Genomic DNA, 15416 nt, shown 5'->3' on the forward strand with positions numbered 1-15416 from the left:
GCTGGTGTGATTTAACTGATGGCCTCGTCGGTTTTTGATTCCGGCCCTGGATCGCAGGAGCAAAAGCGGGGCATTCTTACAGCTTGATTGGCTTGCGCCCCGCAAACGAATGCGCCAGCGTGCCGCCGTCCACCAACTCCAGTTCGCCCCCCAGGGGCACACCATGGGCGATGCGCGAGGCGACCAAGCCCTTGTTACTGAGCAACTGTGCAATGTAATGCGCAGTGGCCTCCCCCTCCACCGTCGGGTTAGTGGCCAGGATCACTTCGCTAAACGTGCCCTGTTCTTCGATCCGCGACATCAATTGCGGAATGCCGATTGCTTCAGGCCCCAGGCCATCGAGCGGCGACAGGTGCCCCTTGAGCACGAAGTAGCGCCCACGATATCCGGTCTGTTCTACCGCATAGACGTCCATTGGCCCTTCCACCACGCACAGCAATGCGTCGTCACGACGGATATCCGCACACTGCGGGCAAAGCTCGTCTTCGGTGAGGGTGCGACATTGCTTGCAATGACCAACGCCCTCCATGGCCTGTCTCAGCGCTTGAGCCAGCCGTGCGCCACCGCTGCGGTCACGCTCGAGCAACTGCAACGCCATGCGCTGTGCGGTTTTCTGACCGACCCCGGGCAAAATGCGCAAGGCGTCGATCAATTGGCGAATCAGAGGGCTGAAGCTCATTGAGGAAAAGTCTCACAAAAACACGAGACGCGGTTTATACCCGCGCCTCTGGCAAGCGTCAAATCACCCTTAAGACACCTTGACGACCAGCTTGCCGAAGTTCTTGCCCTCCAGCATGCCAATGAACGCATCCGGGGCCTGCTCCAGCCCCTGTACCACATCCTCGCGGAACTTGACCTTGCCGTCCTTGACCAAAGGCAGCATGGCGTGCACGAACTCTTCCAGGCGATGGTAATACTCTTCGTAAACGATAAAACCTTGAATCCGTGCGCGTTTGGTCAGCAGCGTGCGCATCAGCAGTGGCAAGTGATTCGGGCCCTCCGGCACGCGTTGAGCGTTGTACTGGGCGATCAGGCCGCATAAAGGAATCCGTGCGTGCTGATTGAGCAGCGGCAGGACCGCTTCGAAAACCTTGCCGCCTACCAGCTCGAAATAGATATCGATGCCGCTGGGACAGGCCTCGCCGAGCTGTTCGGCGAAATGCTCGCTCTTGTGATCGATGCATGCGTCGAACCCCAGTTCGTCCATCACGTAGCGGCACTTGTCGATTCCGCCAGCGATGCCGACTACCCGCAACCCATGCAGCTTGGCCACTTGTCCGACCACCGAGCCCACGGCCCCGGACGCGGCCGCCACCACCAGGGTTTCTCCGGCCTTGGGCTTGCCGATGTCCATCAAACCCATGTAGCCAGTGATGCCCGGCATACCTAGCACGCCCACGGCCATCGACGGACTTGGCAGATCCTTGGGCACGGCCAACAGATTATTGCCATCGGAAATACTATGGGTTTGCCAACCGGTCTGGCCGACCACCCAATCGCCCTCCTTGAACGACGGATTGCGCGACTGCTCGACCACACTGACCGCCCCGCCCTCCATCACCGCATCAATTTCCACCGGCGGCGCGTAGGACGGCGCATCACTCATGCGACCGCGCATATAGGGGTCAAGAGACAGGTAAAGCGTGCGTAGCTGCACCTGGCCATCTTCCAGATCGGGCAACGTTTTGCGCTCAAGCCGAAAATTCTCGGGCGTCGGCGCACCGTCCGGCCGGGAAGCAAGGACCACACGCTGGTTGAGGATCAATTCTTGCGACATCGGGATTAACTCCTTGAATGATCGATTCGGGACTATAGAAAGCAGACCGTTGGTGCCGGATGGGGTTCGCACGGATGTGGGGTTGATAGGACGCCGGAAATACGGTGATGGGACGCGATCACTGCCCAAAGGCGAATCACGAGGGCATCAAAACCCAACCATGAGCCACAAACAAAAATGCCAGGCACTGGGCCTGGCATCCGTTACAACGCACGCCTATCAGAACGGCAGTTTCATGCCCGGCGGCAGTTGCATGCCAGCGGTCATGCTCGCGGTCTTTTCCTGGCTTGCGGCTTCGATCTTGCGCACCGCGTCGTTGACGGCAGCAGCGATCAGGTCCTCAAGGATGTCCTTGTCTTCCTGCATCAGGCTGTCGTCCAGGGTGACGCGCTTGACATCGTGGCGACCGGTCATCACCACGCTGACCAAACCTGCGCCCGATTGGCCGGTCACTTCGGCATTGGCCAGTTCTTCCTGCATCTTGGCCATTTTTTCCTGCATTTGCTGAGCCTGCTTCATCAGGCCAGCCATGCCACCTTTCATCATGGGAGTTCTCCTCGAAAGTCGATGGGTCTTTGCGCAGCGCCAAACCAGGTTGACGCCTCGCGGTCATTAAGGGGTTACCGGAGCATCCACGGGTGCGATGGTATCTTCGCGGATGCTCGCGCCAAACTGCTCCATCATCTGCTGGATGAACGGATCGCCGTGGATCGCCGCCTCAGCCTGGCGCTGACGATCGGCACGCCGACGGGCAGCGGCCTGGGCCGGGGTTTCCTGCTCGGGCTTGATCAGCTCGATACTCAGGTTGATGGTGCGTTCATGGTATTGGTTCAGCGCGTCGTTCAAACGACGCTGCTGCGTCGAGTTAAACAGCGCACTGTGCGCCGGATCCAGATGCAACAGCCAGTTATCGCCGTTAACCGAAATCAGCGTGCAGTTGGCGGCGATGCTACCGGTCATGCCGGAGATCGGCAGTTTAGGGAACAGCTCCAGCCAGTCAGCGGCCAGCCCGGTCGCGGGTGCGGCGGCAGGTAATAGCTCAGGCTCCTTCTCCACCGCCTCAACGGTTTCGACGGTCTCGTGGGCCAGGTCGTCGAGATAGGCGAACGAGGCCGGATCAATGTCGACATCCGGTTCGTAATAGTCGTCATCCGGCGGCGGCTCGTCATCGCGCTCCATCGGTGCAGGCACGTAAGGAGCAGCATCGGGCACGTGTTCAAGCATGACCGGGGTAACCACATCCGCCGCTGCTTGCAGTTGCTCCGCGGATTCGACCTCCGGTGCATCCGGCACCGGGCTGGCGGGTGCCGGCGCTGGCATCGGCGTGAGTTCGGGCTGCTCGGCCACGGTATCAAGCATCGGTTCCGGGATTTCTTCGGCAGCGGGCGCCGCGACCGGCTCGGACAGGGGCTCGCTGACCGGCGGCGCGGCCTTGGATTCGTTCCAGGGCAGGTCGATTTCTTCGGTAGGCGCGACCGCAGGCTCAGGTGCTGCTGAGGATGCGGGGGCCGATGCAGCCGCCACCGGAACATATGCGGGTGCCGACGCAACAGGCGCTGCACCGGCCACCGTTGCCTGGGAATCAACCGTGGCCGGATTGATCCCCGCCGACTTTAACGGCTGCCTCGGCGCGTTCTCGGTATCGGCCGGGCGGAAGGCCAACATGCGCAACAGCACCATCTCGAAGCCCCCACGCGGCTCGGGCGCCAAGGGCAGGTCTCGACGACCGATCAGCCCCATCTGGTAGTAGAACTGCACGTCTTCAGCGGGCAAAGCCTGAGCCAGCGCCAGCACACGTTCGCGATCACCGTGGCCGTTGTCGACGCCTTCTGGGAGTGCCTGGGCGATGGCCACCCGATGCAGCACGTTGAGAATCTCCGACAGCACACCGCCCCAATCCGGCCCCTGCTCTGCCAAGTGACGCACGGCTTCAAGCAGGGAGCGCGCGTCGCCATCGATCAGTGCAGTTAGCACATCGTAGACCTGGCCGTGGTCCAGGGTACCGAGCATGGCACGCACATCGGTGGCCAGCACCTTGCCTTCGCCAAACGCGATGGCCTGATCGGTCAGGCTCATGGCGTCTCGCATCGAGCCATCGGCAGCGCGACCGAGCAGCCACAGCGCATCGTCTTCGAACGGTATGTTTTCCGCACCCAATACGTGGCTTAGGTGCTCAACCACACGCTCGGGGGTCATGTTCTTGAGGGAGAATTGCAGGCAGCGCGACAGAATGGTCGCTGGCAATTTCTGCGGATCGGTGGTTGCGAGGATGAACTTGACGTAGGGGGGCGGCTCTTCCAGCGTCTTGAGCAAGGCATTGAACGAGTGGCTGGAGAGCATGTGCACTTCGTCGATCAGGTAGACCTTGAAGCGCCCGCGACTTGGCGCGTATTGCACGTTATCCAGTAGCTCGCGGGTGTCTTCGACCTTGGTGCGGCTGGCGGCGTCGATCTCGATCAGGTCGACGAAACGGCCCTCGTCGATCTCCCGGCACACCGAGCATTCGCCACAGGGGGTAGACGTGATCCCCGTTTCGCAGTTCAGACACTTGGCGATGATCCGCGCGATGGTGGTCTTGCCGACCCCCCGTGTGCCGGTGAACAAATAGGCGTGGTGCAGGCGCTGGCTGTCGAGCGCGTTGATCAAGGCCTTGAGCACATGGGTCTGGCCGACCATTTCGCGGAACGAGCGCGGACGCCATTTACGTGCAAGAACCTGATAACTCATTGAAAACCGTCGCGACTGGGTTGCGGAAGACCGCTAATGCTAGCGGAGCGGGGGCAAAATTGCATCCGGGCAATAGGCGTGCACGCATATAAACCCTCTCTCGCCAGGCGCCCGCCCCTGCCCGGCGCGGGTTGTTGCCACGCCACAGGCCGGCTCGGGTGCAACACCGCAAGCTGTAGCAAGACCGTCACACTCGCGGATTAGGCTCGCTCGACATGTGTGTTAACACCTTCAGCCGAGCGAGCAGGAACCGTGATGAGCGATACACCCGACTACCCCGCCAAACCGCCCGTCAGCGAAATCTCCAACAATATGCCCACCGATACCAGCCGACGTCGTTTCCTGGGCGGGGTTGCGCTGCTGGGCGCAGGCGCGACGCTCAGCAGTGTCGTCGCGGCCAGCGATCCAGGCGGCGATGGCAACATCGCTGCTCCACCGTCCACGCTCAGCGGTGCCGAACTGGACAAGGCGCTGCAGGACAACGTCAAGACCATCGTGGTGATCTACGCCGAGAACCGCAGCTTCAACAACCTGTTCGCCAACTTTCCCGGCGTGGAAAAGCCGCTGTCGGCGGTCCGACCGGACGCCTACCGGCAGCGCGACCGCGACGGCAGCCTGCTGCAAGGCCTGCCCTCGTGCTGGGGTGGGGTGTGCCAGACCGGACCGCAGACCCTCGATGGTGTGACCTACCCTAGCGGCGTGCAGTATCAGGAGCACCTGCCAAACGCACCTTTCGCCCTCAAGGGCCCAAGCGGCGAAGACCTGCCGCTGGGTGTGGTCACCCGCGACCTGTGGCACGTCTTCTATCAAAACCAGATGCAGATCAACGGTGGGAACAATGACGCCTTCGTCGCCTGGGCCGACGCCGGTGGTCTGCCGATGGGTTACTACAACCAGAGCCAGTACTCACTGCGCTTGTGGGACGTTGCCCGGGAGTTTGTGCTGTGCGACAACTTCTTTCAGGGTGCCTTCGGCGGCTCGTTTCTCAATCATCACTATCTGATTTCGGCAAGGGCACCGTTTTACCCGAACGCCGCCAGTTCCGCAGCCAAGTCGCAGATCGCCACCCTGCAGAGCAGCGACCCTCTGGACTACCGACTCAAACCGCTGGAAAAATCCCCGGCCAGTGCTATCTCCGGTCCCCCGCAGTTCGGTCCCAGCGCCCTAACCCCGGATGGCTTCGCGGTCAACACCATGGCCCCGCCCTACTGGCCGACCTGGTTGCGCGACAAGGCAAAGCCCGATTACTCGCAACCTGATCTGGCCAACGTGCTGGTGCCGCAAAGCCATGATCACATCGGCGACAAGCTGTCGAAGAAGAACGTCGACTGGGCCTGGTACGCCGGTGCCTGGCAAGTCACGCTCGACGAGTACAAGGACTCGCCAGGCATCCCCAGGATTCCCAACTTCCAGTACCACCACCAACCGTTCAATTACTTCACTCAGCAAGGCCCGGAGAATCCGGCGGAACGTAACAAGCGCCTGCGCGACGGCGGGCTGGGGGACGAGTCCAGCACCAATCGCTTCCTCGCCGACGCCGAAGCGGGCACGCTGCCTGCCGTCACCTTCTACAAACCCCAGGGCAACCTGAACATGCACGCCGGCTACGCCGATGTGGCTGCCGGAGACCGACATATCGATCGCGCCGTGAAAGTGCTGCGCAACAGCCCGCAATGGAAAAACATGGTGGTCGTCGTTACCGTCGATGAGAACGGCGGCTGGTGGGATCACGTCGCGCCGCCCAAGGGCGATCGCTGGGGCCCCGGCACTCGTATTCCGGCCATTGTCATCTCGCCGTTCGCACGCAAGGGAACCGTGGACCACACCGTCTACGACACCGCTTCAATCCTGCGCCTGATCACCCGCGTGCATGGTCTGGAGACGCTCGACGGTCTTGTCGAACGGGACAACGCCATGCTTGCCCGCGGACAGACGCCCATGGGCGATCTGACCGCTGCATTGAAGTTTCCCGCCTGATCCAAGGGTGGCCCTGCATCGCGCGACGAGACCTTCTGCAACGTTTGCGCCGTTGACCTGTCGTCGCGATGCGTATTCCTTTCAGGACTCCAATCACCCTGCAAGGAAGCGACACCATGAATGCATCACACCCTCCTTATGTACCGAGCTATCGCAAGACAACCGAGCTACTGGTCGTGCATTGCTCGGCCACGCGCCCCACGCAAGACATCGGCGTGCGAGAAATCACCCACTGGCATCGCCAGCGCGGGTTCGACACGGTCGGTTACCACTACGTCATCCGCCGCAACGGCGAGATGGAAACGGGCCGACCGGAAAAGGCCATCGGTGCCCACGTTAAAGGGCACAACGCCAACTCCATCGGCGTGTGCCTGGTCGGCGGAATAGACGCAGCGGGCAAACCGGCGAACAACTTCACGGCAGCGCAGTTCGTGACCTTGCACCGGTTGCTTGGGCAACTGCGTGAGCACTACCCAGAAGCTCGTGTTCTGGGGCATCGGGACTTGTCCCCGGACCGCAATGGTGACGGCATCATCACACCCAACGAGTTCATCAAGGCCTGCCCCTCGTTCGATGTCGCAGCCTTGCTGAAACCGCGTTGACGCGGGCTTGATCAGGCTCCGGCCGACCACACACATCTGCCCTGAATGACTGCGAAACTGTGCATATACGGCGCGGTTGCTCCTCACTAGAGTGACCGTGCCCTACCGCATATCAGGAGAGTGCTATGCCCCAGACACTGAGTTTCCAGCAGGTTGACGTCTTTTCCAGCGCCGCTACCCAAGGTAATCCGCTCGCCGTGGTGCTTGCCGCCGATGACGTGTCCGACGCGCAGATGGCCGCTTTCGCACGCTGGACCAACCTCAGCGAAACCACTTTTCTGCTGCGCCCTGCACACCCGGAAGCCGACTACCGGGTGCGTATTTTCACCACCACCCGCGAGCTGCCATTTGCCGGTCATCCGACACTGGGCAGCTGCTTCGTCTGGCTGGACAACGGCGGCACGCCCAAGGCCGAAGAGATCGTGCAGGAATGCGGCGTCGGGTTGGTGCGCATTCGTCGCAATGGTTCGCGCCTGGCGTTCGCCGCGCCACCGTTGCTGCGCAGCGGTCCGGTCCAAGCGCAGGTGCTGCACGACATCGCCGCAGGCCTGCGCGTGGCACCTGAGCGCATCGTCGCCAGCCAGTGGGCCGATAACGGGCCGGGGTGGGTCGCGGTCATGCTCGAAAGTCGCGAAGAACTGCTGACAATCCGTCCTGATTATCCGGCGTTCAATGGCCTGAAGGTCGGTGTCGTCGCACCGTGGACGGGGCCTGACGCCGAGGCCGATTTCGAAGTGCGCGCCTTGATAGGCAGCGACAACGGCGTCGAAGATCCGGTCACCGGCAGCCTCAACGCCAGCCTCGCCCAATGGTTGATCGGCGCAGGCCTGGCGCCGAGCAAGTACACCGCACGGCAAGGGACAGTCATGGGTCATCGCGGACAGATCAGCATCGAGCGCATTGGCGAGCAGATCTGGGTAGCGGGTGATGTGCAGCAGTGTGTAGTGGGAAGCGTGCGCCTGTAGCCGTGAAAAAGCCGACCTGCGTAAGGTCGGCGTTTTGCCGATCGCCTGACCCTTGGTTCAAGCACTCTGTCGCTGAATATTCCCTCAAGCTTCGCTGCAGAGGCAGGCTGCCTCGCCAGACACCTCGCAGCCCTCCCGGGGCAGCCGCGCCGTCAGCAAAGCCAGCAGCACCGCAACCAGCGCAATCGCTGCATACACCCCCACGAACGAGCCGTTGAAACCGGCCAATACCCCACCGCTGAAGTTGCCGATCATCCCGCCCACGCCTTGCAGAATATTGGCGACGCCGAAGATGGTGACGGCTAACGTCGCGCTGCCGGCCATCTTCGAAACATACGCGGGAATCAGGCCGAAGATGGGATAGAACGCCAGGGCAAACAGCACTCCCGCCACCAGCGGCCAGTAGCTGGCAGGATGGATGACGAGTATGACTGCCGCGAGGGCCACGCAACTGTAGACCAGCATCATGGCAATGCGCAGACCTATGCGGTCTGACAGCCAGCCGACGGCAAGCCCGGCGAACATGCCGACAAAACCAATGCTGGCCCAGATGTGCGCGGTGTAGGTCACGTCGAAACCCAGCTCGCTGCGCAGGTAAGAAGACAGGTAGTTTTGGAAAGGAAAGGTAGAGAAGCCCAGCAGGAAATTCATCGCCCATACCGTCAGCACCCAGGGCTGCATGAGTGCGGCTTTGCCGACCTTGGTTGTCGGATCAGTCGCCGACGCGACTTCTGCCCTGATGACGAACAACTGCGCCCGTTTGAACACCAACGCCACGCCGATCGCCATGACCACGGTGATCAGGCCAACGATCCACCAGACCACACGCCACTGACCCTGGGGCGCGTACAGCGGTACTAACAGGCTATTGATGAACACGCCATAACTGGTGCCACTGGACACCAGCCCCATCGCCATGCCGCGGTACTTGAAGGCCACCGTGCGCGAAATGACATCGACCATCGGCACGAACACCGTGGCAGCCGTGCCAGCCAGTACCGTCAGCAGTGCACCGATCAGCAGAATATTCTGCGCCAGCGGTATCAACAGCAAGGCTGCTGCGCACACCACCCCTGAGCCGAAGATGACCCAGCCGCCTCCAACGCGAGGTGTTATCCAGGCTGCCAGCAACGCGCACAGCAGGAACCCGAACTGCCCTGCCGCGGTGATGGTCCCGACATACGAGATGTCAAAACCGAGGCTGGCACGCATGTCCGGCACCAGCTGCGCAAACAGGTAGATCCCGAATCCGAACGTGGCGGCGACCAGCCCGGTGAGCAACAGCACAATCAATCCATTGACGCGCATCGTCAGCATCCTTACCTGAGAAGAATAGGCAAAAGCCTAGTGCAAGTTACGCTGCGTCGATCAGCAGCGCAGCCGCAATCCGCTCTTTAACCGAATGGTGGCTTAGCGGTCGGCGCGCATGGCGAGGGTTGAGCGCTATCGGCAGGGAAAGGCGTTCTTCAGCGCCGAGACGACCAGTACGGACTCATTCAAATGCAGGCTCTGCGGATGGGCTTCGAGAGACTGAACCACGATGCGCATCGACTGGATCATCGGGATCCCGCCTTCGGGCACGCACACAAGCTCCGGCGTACCGCCGGCTTCGTGGATCAGATCCAGGGTATCGATGGTGGCTTGCAGCACGCCGACGCAGTGGCCGATGCCCACTGGGTTCCTGGCCACACCACCGCTCATGCTGCTGATACCGTCCTGGCATTCCTGCAACAGCTTGTTACCGTCAGCCTCGGCGACAGCACTGAAACACAGGACGAAAGCGATCGAGCACAGAACTCTCCTGACCATTTATCCCTACTCCTCATCCTGCATAACCCTCGTAGCGGTCCGGCTTGCCGGCGGCAACGTCGCTGATTTCACCAGGCAGCCGTGCTGTCGCACATTATGTGAGTGGATATCCAGCGCCTGGCCCAACCCCTAGCGGAGCCACAACTCCTTGACCGAGTGATCCGCCGCCTTGCGCACCACCAGGCTTGCGCGCTCGCGGGTCGGCAGGATGTTTTCCAACAGGTTCGGGCGATTGATATCACGCCAGATCTTGCGCGCGGCGTCCGGGGATTTTTCCGGCGGCAGGTCGGCCAGCTCGCGAAAGTATGCGCCACGGGCGCGAAACGCAGTGCGTTGCAGCATCAGGAAACGCTCGACGTACCAGCGCTCGATGTCGCCTTCGTCGGCGTCAAGGTAGATCGAGAAATCGAAAAAGTCCGAGACGATACTGCCCGGCTTCTGACCATCGTTGCCTTCGGTCTGCAGCACGTTCAAGCCCTCGAATATGAGGATGTCCGGCTGGCTGATCTGCAAAAACTTATCCGGCACGATGTCGTAGCTGATGTGCGAATAGACCGGCGCACTGATATCGGCAACGCCAGCCTTCAGGTCGGAAAGAAATTTGACCATGCGCTTGCGATCGTAACTTTCCGGGAAGCCTTTGCGATGCATGATGCCGTTGCCATCGAGCCTGGCATTGGGGTGCAGAAAACCGTCGGTGGTGATCAGGTCGACTCGCGGATGGTCCGGCCAGCGAGCCATCAGCGCCTGCAACACGCGGGCGAAGGTGCTTTTACCCACGGCAACACTGCCCGCAACGGCAACTACATAGGTCTGTTTTTTGGCAGGACGGCCAAGGAAGGTGTCCTTGATGCTGGACAGACTTCGCGCGGCGCTGACGTGCAGATTGATCAGGCGCGACAAGGGAAGATAGATATTGACGACATCTTCCAGGGAAATATCTTCGTTTACGCCTCGTAACGCTGCCAGGTCTTCTTCGGACAAAGTCAGTGGCGTGCTGGCACGCAGCCCCGCCCACTCTGCGCTGGTCATTACGAGATAGTCATCAGGCGCCATCTATAGCCTTCCAATCCAGGTGTCCATTTCGACAATGGTGCGAAGACTATCGTATTGCCCCAAACGGGGGGCATATTTCTTTGATTTCAAGCGATTCGACGCCAATCCCCAGCGCCCACAACATCAAGATTGAAGCCGAAAGGAACCCGGCCAGCTCGTCCACCTTGCCCGTTGCGAAACTGAACCGGCGGGTGCTGGCGTTACCTCGGGCGAACGAATAAGCCGTGGCCGTAATGCCCAGCGTGCCTGCATGGGCGGCCATGTGCCACCCCGCCTGCCCTACCGCTCTTGAGGGGCACGTAGCGTCGTTAATACCCGATTAACAGGGGCTGCAGCCCGCTTGAAAATAAAATGGAACTCCGCCCTGCCCGATACTGACAAATAGCCACTACCCAACCTGGACATAGGTGCTGTTACCCATGCGGCTTGAATCCATGGCGCTTACACTGCTCGCCACACTGACCGATGACGCCGCATCCAGAATCAATCCGCTGGACTTCACGGCGTTGCTCTATCTGCGCGACCAGGGCTATGCCGCCGTATCGATAAGGGACGGCTGTGTGGTCGCCGAGCGCACGCCTGCCGGGCGGCAGTTTGCGCATGAGCGTGCGGGGGGCAACGCGGGCCTTCGCTACCATGTAGGCCCTGGCCTGCCTGGCAACACAGCCCTACCGGGAGACGGAAGAAACGCCGTCAGTAGCCATGAGATTCCCGGTATTTTTGATGCCCGTGGTAGTCAATCCATTGCACCACATCGTAAGGAACGTAGAGCTGCCGCTTTGCGCGAGAAATGGCTATATATACGGCGCAAATACGCTGGTCGAACTCGTAAGCGTCCTTGAATTTCACGTTGGTCAGTAACTCAGTCGTCAGCAGCACCTGATCGAACTCCATCCCCCCCGCCTCTTGCGCCAGTACCAGAATGCAGCGCTTACCAGCAACGCCCGGCATCCTGCTCAAGCGAGACACGCTGGCCATATTAAAGTCGTTCTCAAGCTGGGCCTCGACCCACAGAAACGACTCATCGAACCGGTTGGCGTCACGTACCTGCTGCCAGTCGGTCAGATCGCTGAAGAAAGGGTGCACTCCTTGTGCGCTGCGTTCCGGGGCGTAAAAGTCAGGTTTGAACAAACCGACGGCGGTGGTCATGAAGTGTTCTAGGTCTTGCTGCGCTGCCTTGTCCAGATAGCCGAATGCACAATGAGCGGCCTGCAATTCGATGGCCCATTTCATGCTATCCCACCGCGAGGCGGTCAACACGACGCAGCCTTGCGGTGGCACGAAGCCTTGCGGATACTCTTCGATACCGATGTCCGCATCGCGCGAACCTTCAAACGGCACTTTGCCTTTCTCCGAGTGCTGAAAGATCAACGGATTAACCAGGCGCTCGATATTACGCCCGGACCGGACGGAATAACTGATATCGGTCTGCCGGATTTCCCGCTTGCGCTTGGCCGTTACACCGCTGGCTTTCTGATATTCGTCTCCCAAGGTAATCAGCACCTGGCGACCGCGCTCGATGATCTGCAGCAGCGACGGCGGGATGTCCTGGCTTTCGTCGATCAGAATGTGCGTATAACGCGCCGGGATCACACAGCCTGCCAGGCTGGCACGCTTTATCATCGACAAGGCTTCGAATCCGGTGCGGGCATTCCATTGCGGATGGGCATCAAGATAGACCCACAGTCGGCTCGTGTACTCCAGGATTACCTGGGCATCCACCGCGGCCAATGGCAGCTTGAAGTGCGGCAGATGGTTGCCTGACAAGCTATGGTCGCGAGACTGGCAGTAGCGCTCCAGCACCTTCAGACAGATCTCCAGCGTCGCCAGCGCGCCGTGATCGCGAAAGCCGAAGATGTTCAACGCCTGCGCCAATGCCTGTTTGCTCAGCCCTTTGTCCGGCGCGCGCTCGGGCTGCAACCGAGTGCCGCCCAATAGTGCCCGGGCAAAAGCCAGGAACGTCGAGCCAGGCTGTTTTTCCTTGTCATGCGCCCCGTTCAGACGCTTGCGCAAGGCACCCAGCTTGCCCGGCGTACGCGCCAGCAACAGCGTTCTCTCGGGCCTCAGGCACTCCAGCAGCACCCCCAGCAAATGGCTTTTGCCGATACCGGCATAACCCTGAACATGCAGGTCTTCATCCAGATTGGCACGAAAGGTCCTGACCAGCTTGTCCTGCGCACCGCTCAGCCAGCGCTCACGGTGCCGCGGCGTAACCATTTGCTCACTAAACGGGTCGTTGTTGCGGTGATGTCGAGTCTTGTAGCTAGCGTCCCATTTCCCGTCGGGCAGCAGGTAATCTCGGGCCGCCACTTCTTCGGCCAACAGCAAACGCACGTTTAGCTCTTTTATCGCGTTGAGGCCAAAGTACAACTTGCGTGCGTCGAACAAGCGGCGCGCTTCCGATAATAGGGTTGCGGATGAAGATCGGGAGTCGACAGACCACGCAATCAGCCTGCTCAGAATCTTCTCTGCTGCGTCGCAGCTCAGGTCTGCTTGCGTTGCCTGGGCCAGATTCTGAATGACCAGTACCGCTGCGAGCTCTGCTTGCGTCAGCGCCTCAAGGGCTGTGGTACCGGCCTTGAGGTTTTCGCAGGTTTCAGCGGTGACGGGCAGAAACACCGGGCAGGAAAAATTAAAGTGTTCCGGGCGCATACTGCCTCACAGCCATGAAAAAGCTCGCGACTGGCTCAGTCGTGAACCGGGTCGTCATTTTGTCGAACGTCATCATGTTCATACTCGTCCTCCCAGGAAGGCGAACGGGAAGTCGACTCGTCAATCAGGCGCGCGTCCTTATCGCTTGCGAATGAAGCCTGGCGAACGTCATTGAGCCAGCCGAACTCGACCAGCCTTGCCCTGACCTGATCGATGGGCACGTTCAGCCTTGAACTCAGATCGGCAACGATCCGGTAGGCCGTGTGAATGTTGTAATCCTCGTGGTCGACATAGATGACCCCGTGCCCGCGCCATTTGACGTCGTAAAGCTCAAGCAACGGAGCCAACTGCCTTGCCAGCGTTTCACGCACCTTCCACGCTGCCACCTGACCTTCACTCGCGTCACTCATGCTCGGCCTCGTCATCGATGCCCAGTTCGAAGTGGTAGTGACCGAGGGTGCCTGACATGGCTCCAGGGTATTTCCGACGTTCCGCGAGGACCTCGCCCGCCGCAATATCGATCTGCGTGCTCATCTCGTGGACAGCCATCTCGAGCAACTTAAGCAGGTCTTGAGGATTGTTTGCCGTAACCTTCAGTTGAAGATCCAGAGTGCCTGTCCTCCGGCGGCATGAAGGCTGTGGCAATTCGGCCGACACGTTCGGCATGCTTGGCTCGGGTGCGTCCGGCGCCTTGCCGCGCACCGCGGCCGCCAGAATCGCTGCATGCTCGTCATCCATCAGGTCCAACACCCTGGACAGCTCCAGGATCTGGTCAGGGTGCGACTGCATCCGCTCCTTGATCTCCAGGCGCCGCATCTGCCACTCCCTGATTCTTTCCCGGGTGACGTCGTCAATTTCGTGCACTGGCCTCACCTCGCGATGTCAGGCACGCGAGTATGCCATTGTTCAACGATCACGCTGAATGGTCGGGAAGGATCGAGCTGAAAAAGGCTGTCATGCACAGGAAGTTTGTTGCGTCAGAATCCGTGTAGCACAAGGATCCAAAGATAGGAGGCAACCCCACCAGCCACACCCCGGCACACAATGTTCCCGCTGTGGCTGCTTCCTTCCGGATCTGACCAGGTTCACGGGTAATCGTTGCGGGGGGACCGATGGGGTCACCATAACGACACTCGCCAGTCGGCGAGCCGCGCCATTGTACCGGTCTGGCGCGAAGTTACAACCTCTGGTTTCAGATAAAAAATCCGATAGCGCTCAAGCACTTGAGCAATGCCCGTGAATACGTGGGCAAAGGGGTCGGTTACCGGCCTGACGCTGAAATAACAGCACCAACCTCCCCACCCAGCTATGGACTTATCGACCAAGGCCTTGGCAAGGTAGCGCCCATGAAAATCACATTGATCAAATACCAAGCGTTGTCTGCCTTGCAGGGCCAGCAGGTGCTGCAGATCGGCTTGCCGGACACCCAAAAAAAGATGGTCGGGGATATTCATGGGGGGCTGCATGTCCTCAGCGCTCGGCCTTCCTCCGACATCCAGGGCTGCGTGCTGCTGGTTGATGAGGTGCCGAGGGGCTTCTTTGTGCTCAAACGGCGTTCATTGTTGCCCCCCTGGGCACAAGGCCGGACAGCGACCCTGCATGCGCTGATGATCGATCAGCATTACCAAGGGTTGGGCTTAGGCAAAGCGTGCTTGCACAGGTTGCCGCAATGGGTATCGGAGCTGTGGCCGGAGATCGAGCAATTGAAGCTGGCGGTCCATCCGGCCAACCAAACGGCACTTGGGCTTTATCAGGCCCTGGGCTGGACATTGATTGATCATCCCGCCACCCCTGCTGAAGGATCCGAACTGCAAATGCTGCTGCGATTGCGTTGACGCTTGCGATTGCCGC

Annotated in this window: 15 protein-coding genes and 1 other RNA gene; 4 read left to right on the forward strand and 12 right to left on the reverse strand. The window is 60.4% G+C overall.

Going from position 1 to position 15416, the window contains the following annotated elements:
* Window positions 1-76: 76 nt before the first annotated feature.
* The 4 genes from recR to dnaX all read right to left on the reverse strand — a co-directional run bounded on the left by recR (window position 77) and on the right by dnaX (window position 4504).
* Complete coding sequence (recR, locus tag B3I26_RS22705) at window positions 77-679, reverse strand: recombination mediator RecR (RefSeq protein ID WP_296261006.1); 603 nt, start codon at window positions 677-679, stop codon at window positions 77-79.
* A gap of 69 nt (window positions 680-748) precedes the next feature.
* Window positions 749-1777: an NADP-dependent oxidoreductase gene (locus tag B3I26_RS22710; RefSeq protein ID WP_296261008.1), complete on the reverse strand. Its 1029-nt coding sequence runs from the start codon at window positions 1775-1777 to the stop codon at window positions 749-751.
* Between the two features lie 219 nt (window positions 1778-1996).
* The gene (locus B3I26_RS22715; RefSeq protein ID WP_296261010.1) at window positions 1997-2323 is read right to left on the reverse strand and encodes a YbaB/EbfC family nucleoid-associated protein; all 327 of its coding nucleotides are present in this window, start codon (window positions 2321-2323) and stop codon (window positions 1997-1999) included.
* Window positions 2324-2389: 66 nt separating this feature from the next.
* Entirely contained in the window at window positions 2390-4504 is a 2115-nt protein-coding gene (dnaX, locus tag B3I26_RS22720; protein WP_296261012.1) for a DNA polymerase III subunit gamma/tau, read from the reverse strand.
* A 255-nt stretch (window positions 4505-4759) separates the two neighbouring features.
* On the opposite strand from dnaX, the gene B3I26_RS22725 reads away from it, so the two are divergent.
* The 3 genes from B3I26_RS22725 (at window position 4760) to B3I26_RS22735 (ending at window position 8048) form a co-directional block, all read left to right on the forward strand.
* Window positions 4760-6481 (forward strand): acid phosphatase, encoded by a 1722-nt coding sequence (locus B3I26_RS22725; protein ID WP_296261013.1) that lies wholly within the window; start codon window positions 4760-4762, stop codon window positions 6479-6481.
* 116 nt (window positions 6482-6597) lie between these two features.
* Window positions 6598-7083 (forward strand): N-acetylmuramoyl-L-alanine amidase, encoded by a 486-nt coding sequence (locus B3I26_RS22730; RefSeq protein ID WP_296261015.1) that lies wholly within the window; start codon window positions 6598-6600, stop codon window positions 7081-7083.
* Window positions 7084-7208: 125 nt separating this feature from the next.
* Entirely contained in the window at window positions 7209-8048 is an 840-nt protein-coding gene (locus B3I26_RS22735) for a PhzF family phenazine biosynthesis protein (protein WP_296261017.1), read from the forward strand.
* Between the two features lie 84 nt (window positions 8049-8132).
* Here B3I26_RS22735 and B3I26_RS22740 read toward each other — a convergent pair whose 3' ends face one another.
* The 8 genes from B3I26_RS22740 to ffs all read right to left on the reverse strand — a co-directional run bounded on the left by B3I26_RS22740 (window position 8133) and on the right by ffs (window position 14680).
* A complete protein-coding gene (locus tag B3I26_RS22740) occupies window positions 8133-9356 on the reverse strand; it encodes an MFS transporter (RefSeq protein WP_296261018.1) in 1224 nt (407 codons plus the stop codon).
* Window positions 9357-9491: 135 nt separating this feature from the next.
* Entirely contained in the window at window positions 9492-9857 is a 366-nt protein-coding gene (locus B3I26_RS22745) for a Rap1a/Tai family immunity protein (RefSeq protein ID WP_296261020.1), read from the reverse strand.
* Window positions 9858-9986: 129 nt separating this feature from the next.
* Window positions 9987-10913 carry a type I pantothenate kinase gene (coaA, locus tag B3I26_RS22750; protein ID WP_296261021.1) on the reverse strand — a complete coding sequence of 309 codons (927 nt, stop codon included), beginning with the start codon at window positions 10911-10913 and terminating at the stop codon, window positions 9987-9989.
* Between the two features lie 46 nt (window positions 10914-10959).
* Window positions 10960-11175: a hypothetical protein gene (locus tag B3I26_RS22755; RefSeq protein WP_414707655.1), complete on the reverse strand. Its 216-nt coding sequence runs from the start codon at window positions 11173-11175 to the stop codon at window positions 10960-10962.
* 431 nt (window positions 11176-11606) lie between these two features.
* The gene (locus B3I26_RS22760; RefSeq protein WP_296261022.1) at window positions 11607-13565 is read right to left on the reverse strand and encodes a hypothetical protein; all 1959 of its coding nucleotides are present in this window, start codon (window positions 13563-13565) and stop codon (window positions 11607-11609) included.
* A gap of 35 nt (window positions 13566-13600) precedes the next feature.
* Window positions 13601-13975 carry a hypothetical protein gene (locus B3I26_RS22765; protein WP_296261023.1) on the reverse strand — a complete coding sequence of 125 codons (375 nt, stop codon included), beginning with the start codon at window positions 13973-13975 and terminating at the stop codon, window positions 13601-13603.
* Window positions 13968-14429 carry a hypothetical protein gene (locus tag B3I26_RS22770; RefSeq protein ID WP_296261025.1) on the reverse strand — a complete coding sequence of 154 codons (462 nt, stop codon included), beginning with the start codon at window positions 14427-14429 and terminating at the stop codon, window positions 13968-13970. The genes B3I26_RS22765 and B3I26_RS22770 overlap by 8 nt, the downstream gene beginning before the upstream one ends.
* A 154-nt stretch (window positions 14430-14583) precedes the next feature.
* Window positions 14584-14680, reverse strand: an RNA gene (gene ffs / locus B3I26_RS22775) — signal recognition particle sRNA small type.
* Between the two features lie 231 nt (window positions 14681-14911).
* Between ffs and B3I26_RS22780 the strand changes: the two genes are divergently transcribed.
* Window positions 14912-15400: a GNAT family N-acetyltransferase gene (locus B3I26_RS22780; RefSeq protein WP_296261027.1), complete on the forward strand. Its 489-nt coding sequence runs from the start codon at window positions 14912-14914 to the stop codon at window positions 15398-15400.
* Window positions 15401-15416: the final 16 nt, after the last annotated feature.

The organism is Pseudomonas sp. UBA5706, assembly GCF_002419965.1.
Classification (GTDB): Bacteria; Pseudomonadota; Gammaproteobacteria; order Pseudomonadales; family Pseudomonadaceae; genus Aquipseudomonas.

Excerpts from the sequence above, each read along its gene's own strand:
- recR (WP_296261006.1), bottom strand. The coding sequence starts at position 679 with ATGAGCTTCAGCCCTCTGATTCGCCAATTGATCGACGCCTTGCGCATT.
- B3I26_RS22710 (WP_296261008.1), bottom strand. The coding sequence starts at position 1,777 with ATGTCGCAAGAATTGATCCTCAACCAGCGTGTGGTCCTTGCTTCCCGG.
- B3I26_RS22715 (WP_296261010.1), bottom strand. The coding sequence starts at position 2,323 with ATGATGAAAGGTGGCATGGCTGGCCTGATGAAGCAGGCTCAGCAAATG.
- dnaX (WP_296261012.1), bottom strand. The coding sequence starts at position 4,504 with ATGAGTTATCAGGTTCTTGCACGTAAATGGCGTCCGCGCTCGTTCCGC.
- B3I26_RS22725 (WP_296261013.1), top strand. The coding sequence starts at position 4,760 with ATGAGCGATACACCCGACTACCCCGCCAAACCGCCCGTCAGCGAAATC.
- B3I26_RS22730 (WP_296261015.1), top strand. The coding sequence starts at position 6,598 with ATGAATGCATCACACCCTCCTTATGTACCGAGCTATCGCAAGACAACC.
- B3I26_RS22735 (WP_296261017.1), top strand. The coding sequence starts at position 7,209 with ATGCCCCAGACACTGAGTTTCCAGCAGGTTGACGTCTTTTCCAGCGCC.
- B3I26_RS22740 (WP_296261018.1), bottom strand. The coding sequence starts at position 9,356 with ATGCGCGTCAATGGATTGATTGTGCTGTTGCTCACCGGGCTGGTCGCC.
- B3I26_RS22745 (WP_296261020.1), bottom strand. The coding sequence starts at position 9,857 with ATGGTCAGGAGAGTTCTGTGCTCGATCGCTTTCGTCCTGTGTTTCAGT.
- coaA (WP_296261021.1), bottom strand. The coding sequence starts at position 10,913 with ATGGCGCCTGATGACTATCTCGTAATGACCAGCGCAGAGTGGGCGGGG.
- B3I26_RS22755 (WP_414707655.1), bottom strand. The coding sequence starts at position 11,175 with ATGGCCGCCCATGCAGGCACGCTGGGCATTACGGCCACGGCTTATTCG.
- B3I26_RS22760 (WP_296261022.1), bottom strand. The coding sequence starts at position 13,565 with ATGCGCCCGGAACACTTTAATTTTTCCTGCCCGGTGTTTCTGCCCGTC.
- B3I26_RS22765 (WP_296261023.1), bottom strand. The coding sequence starts at position 13,975 with ATGAGTGACGCGAGTGAAGGTCAGGTGGCAGCGTGGAAGGTGCGTGAA.
- B3I26_RS22780 (WP_296261027.1), top strand. The coding sequence starts at position 14,912 with ATGAAAATCACATTGATCAAATACCAAGCGTTGTCTGCCTTGCAGGGC.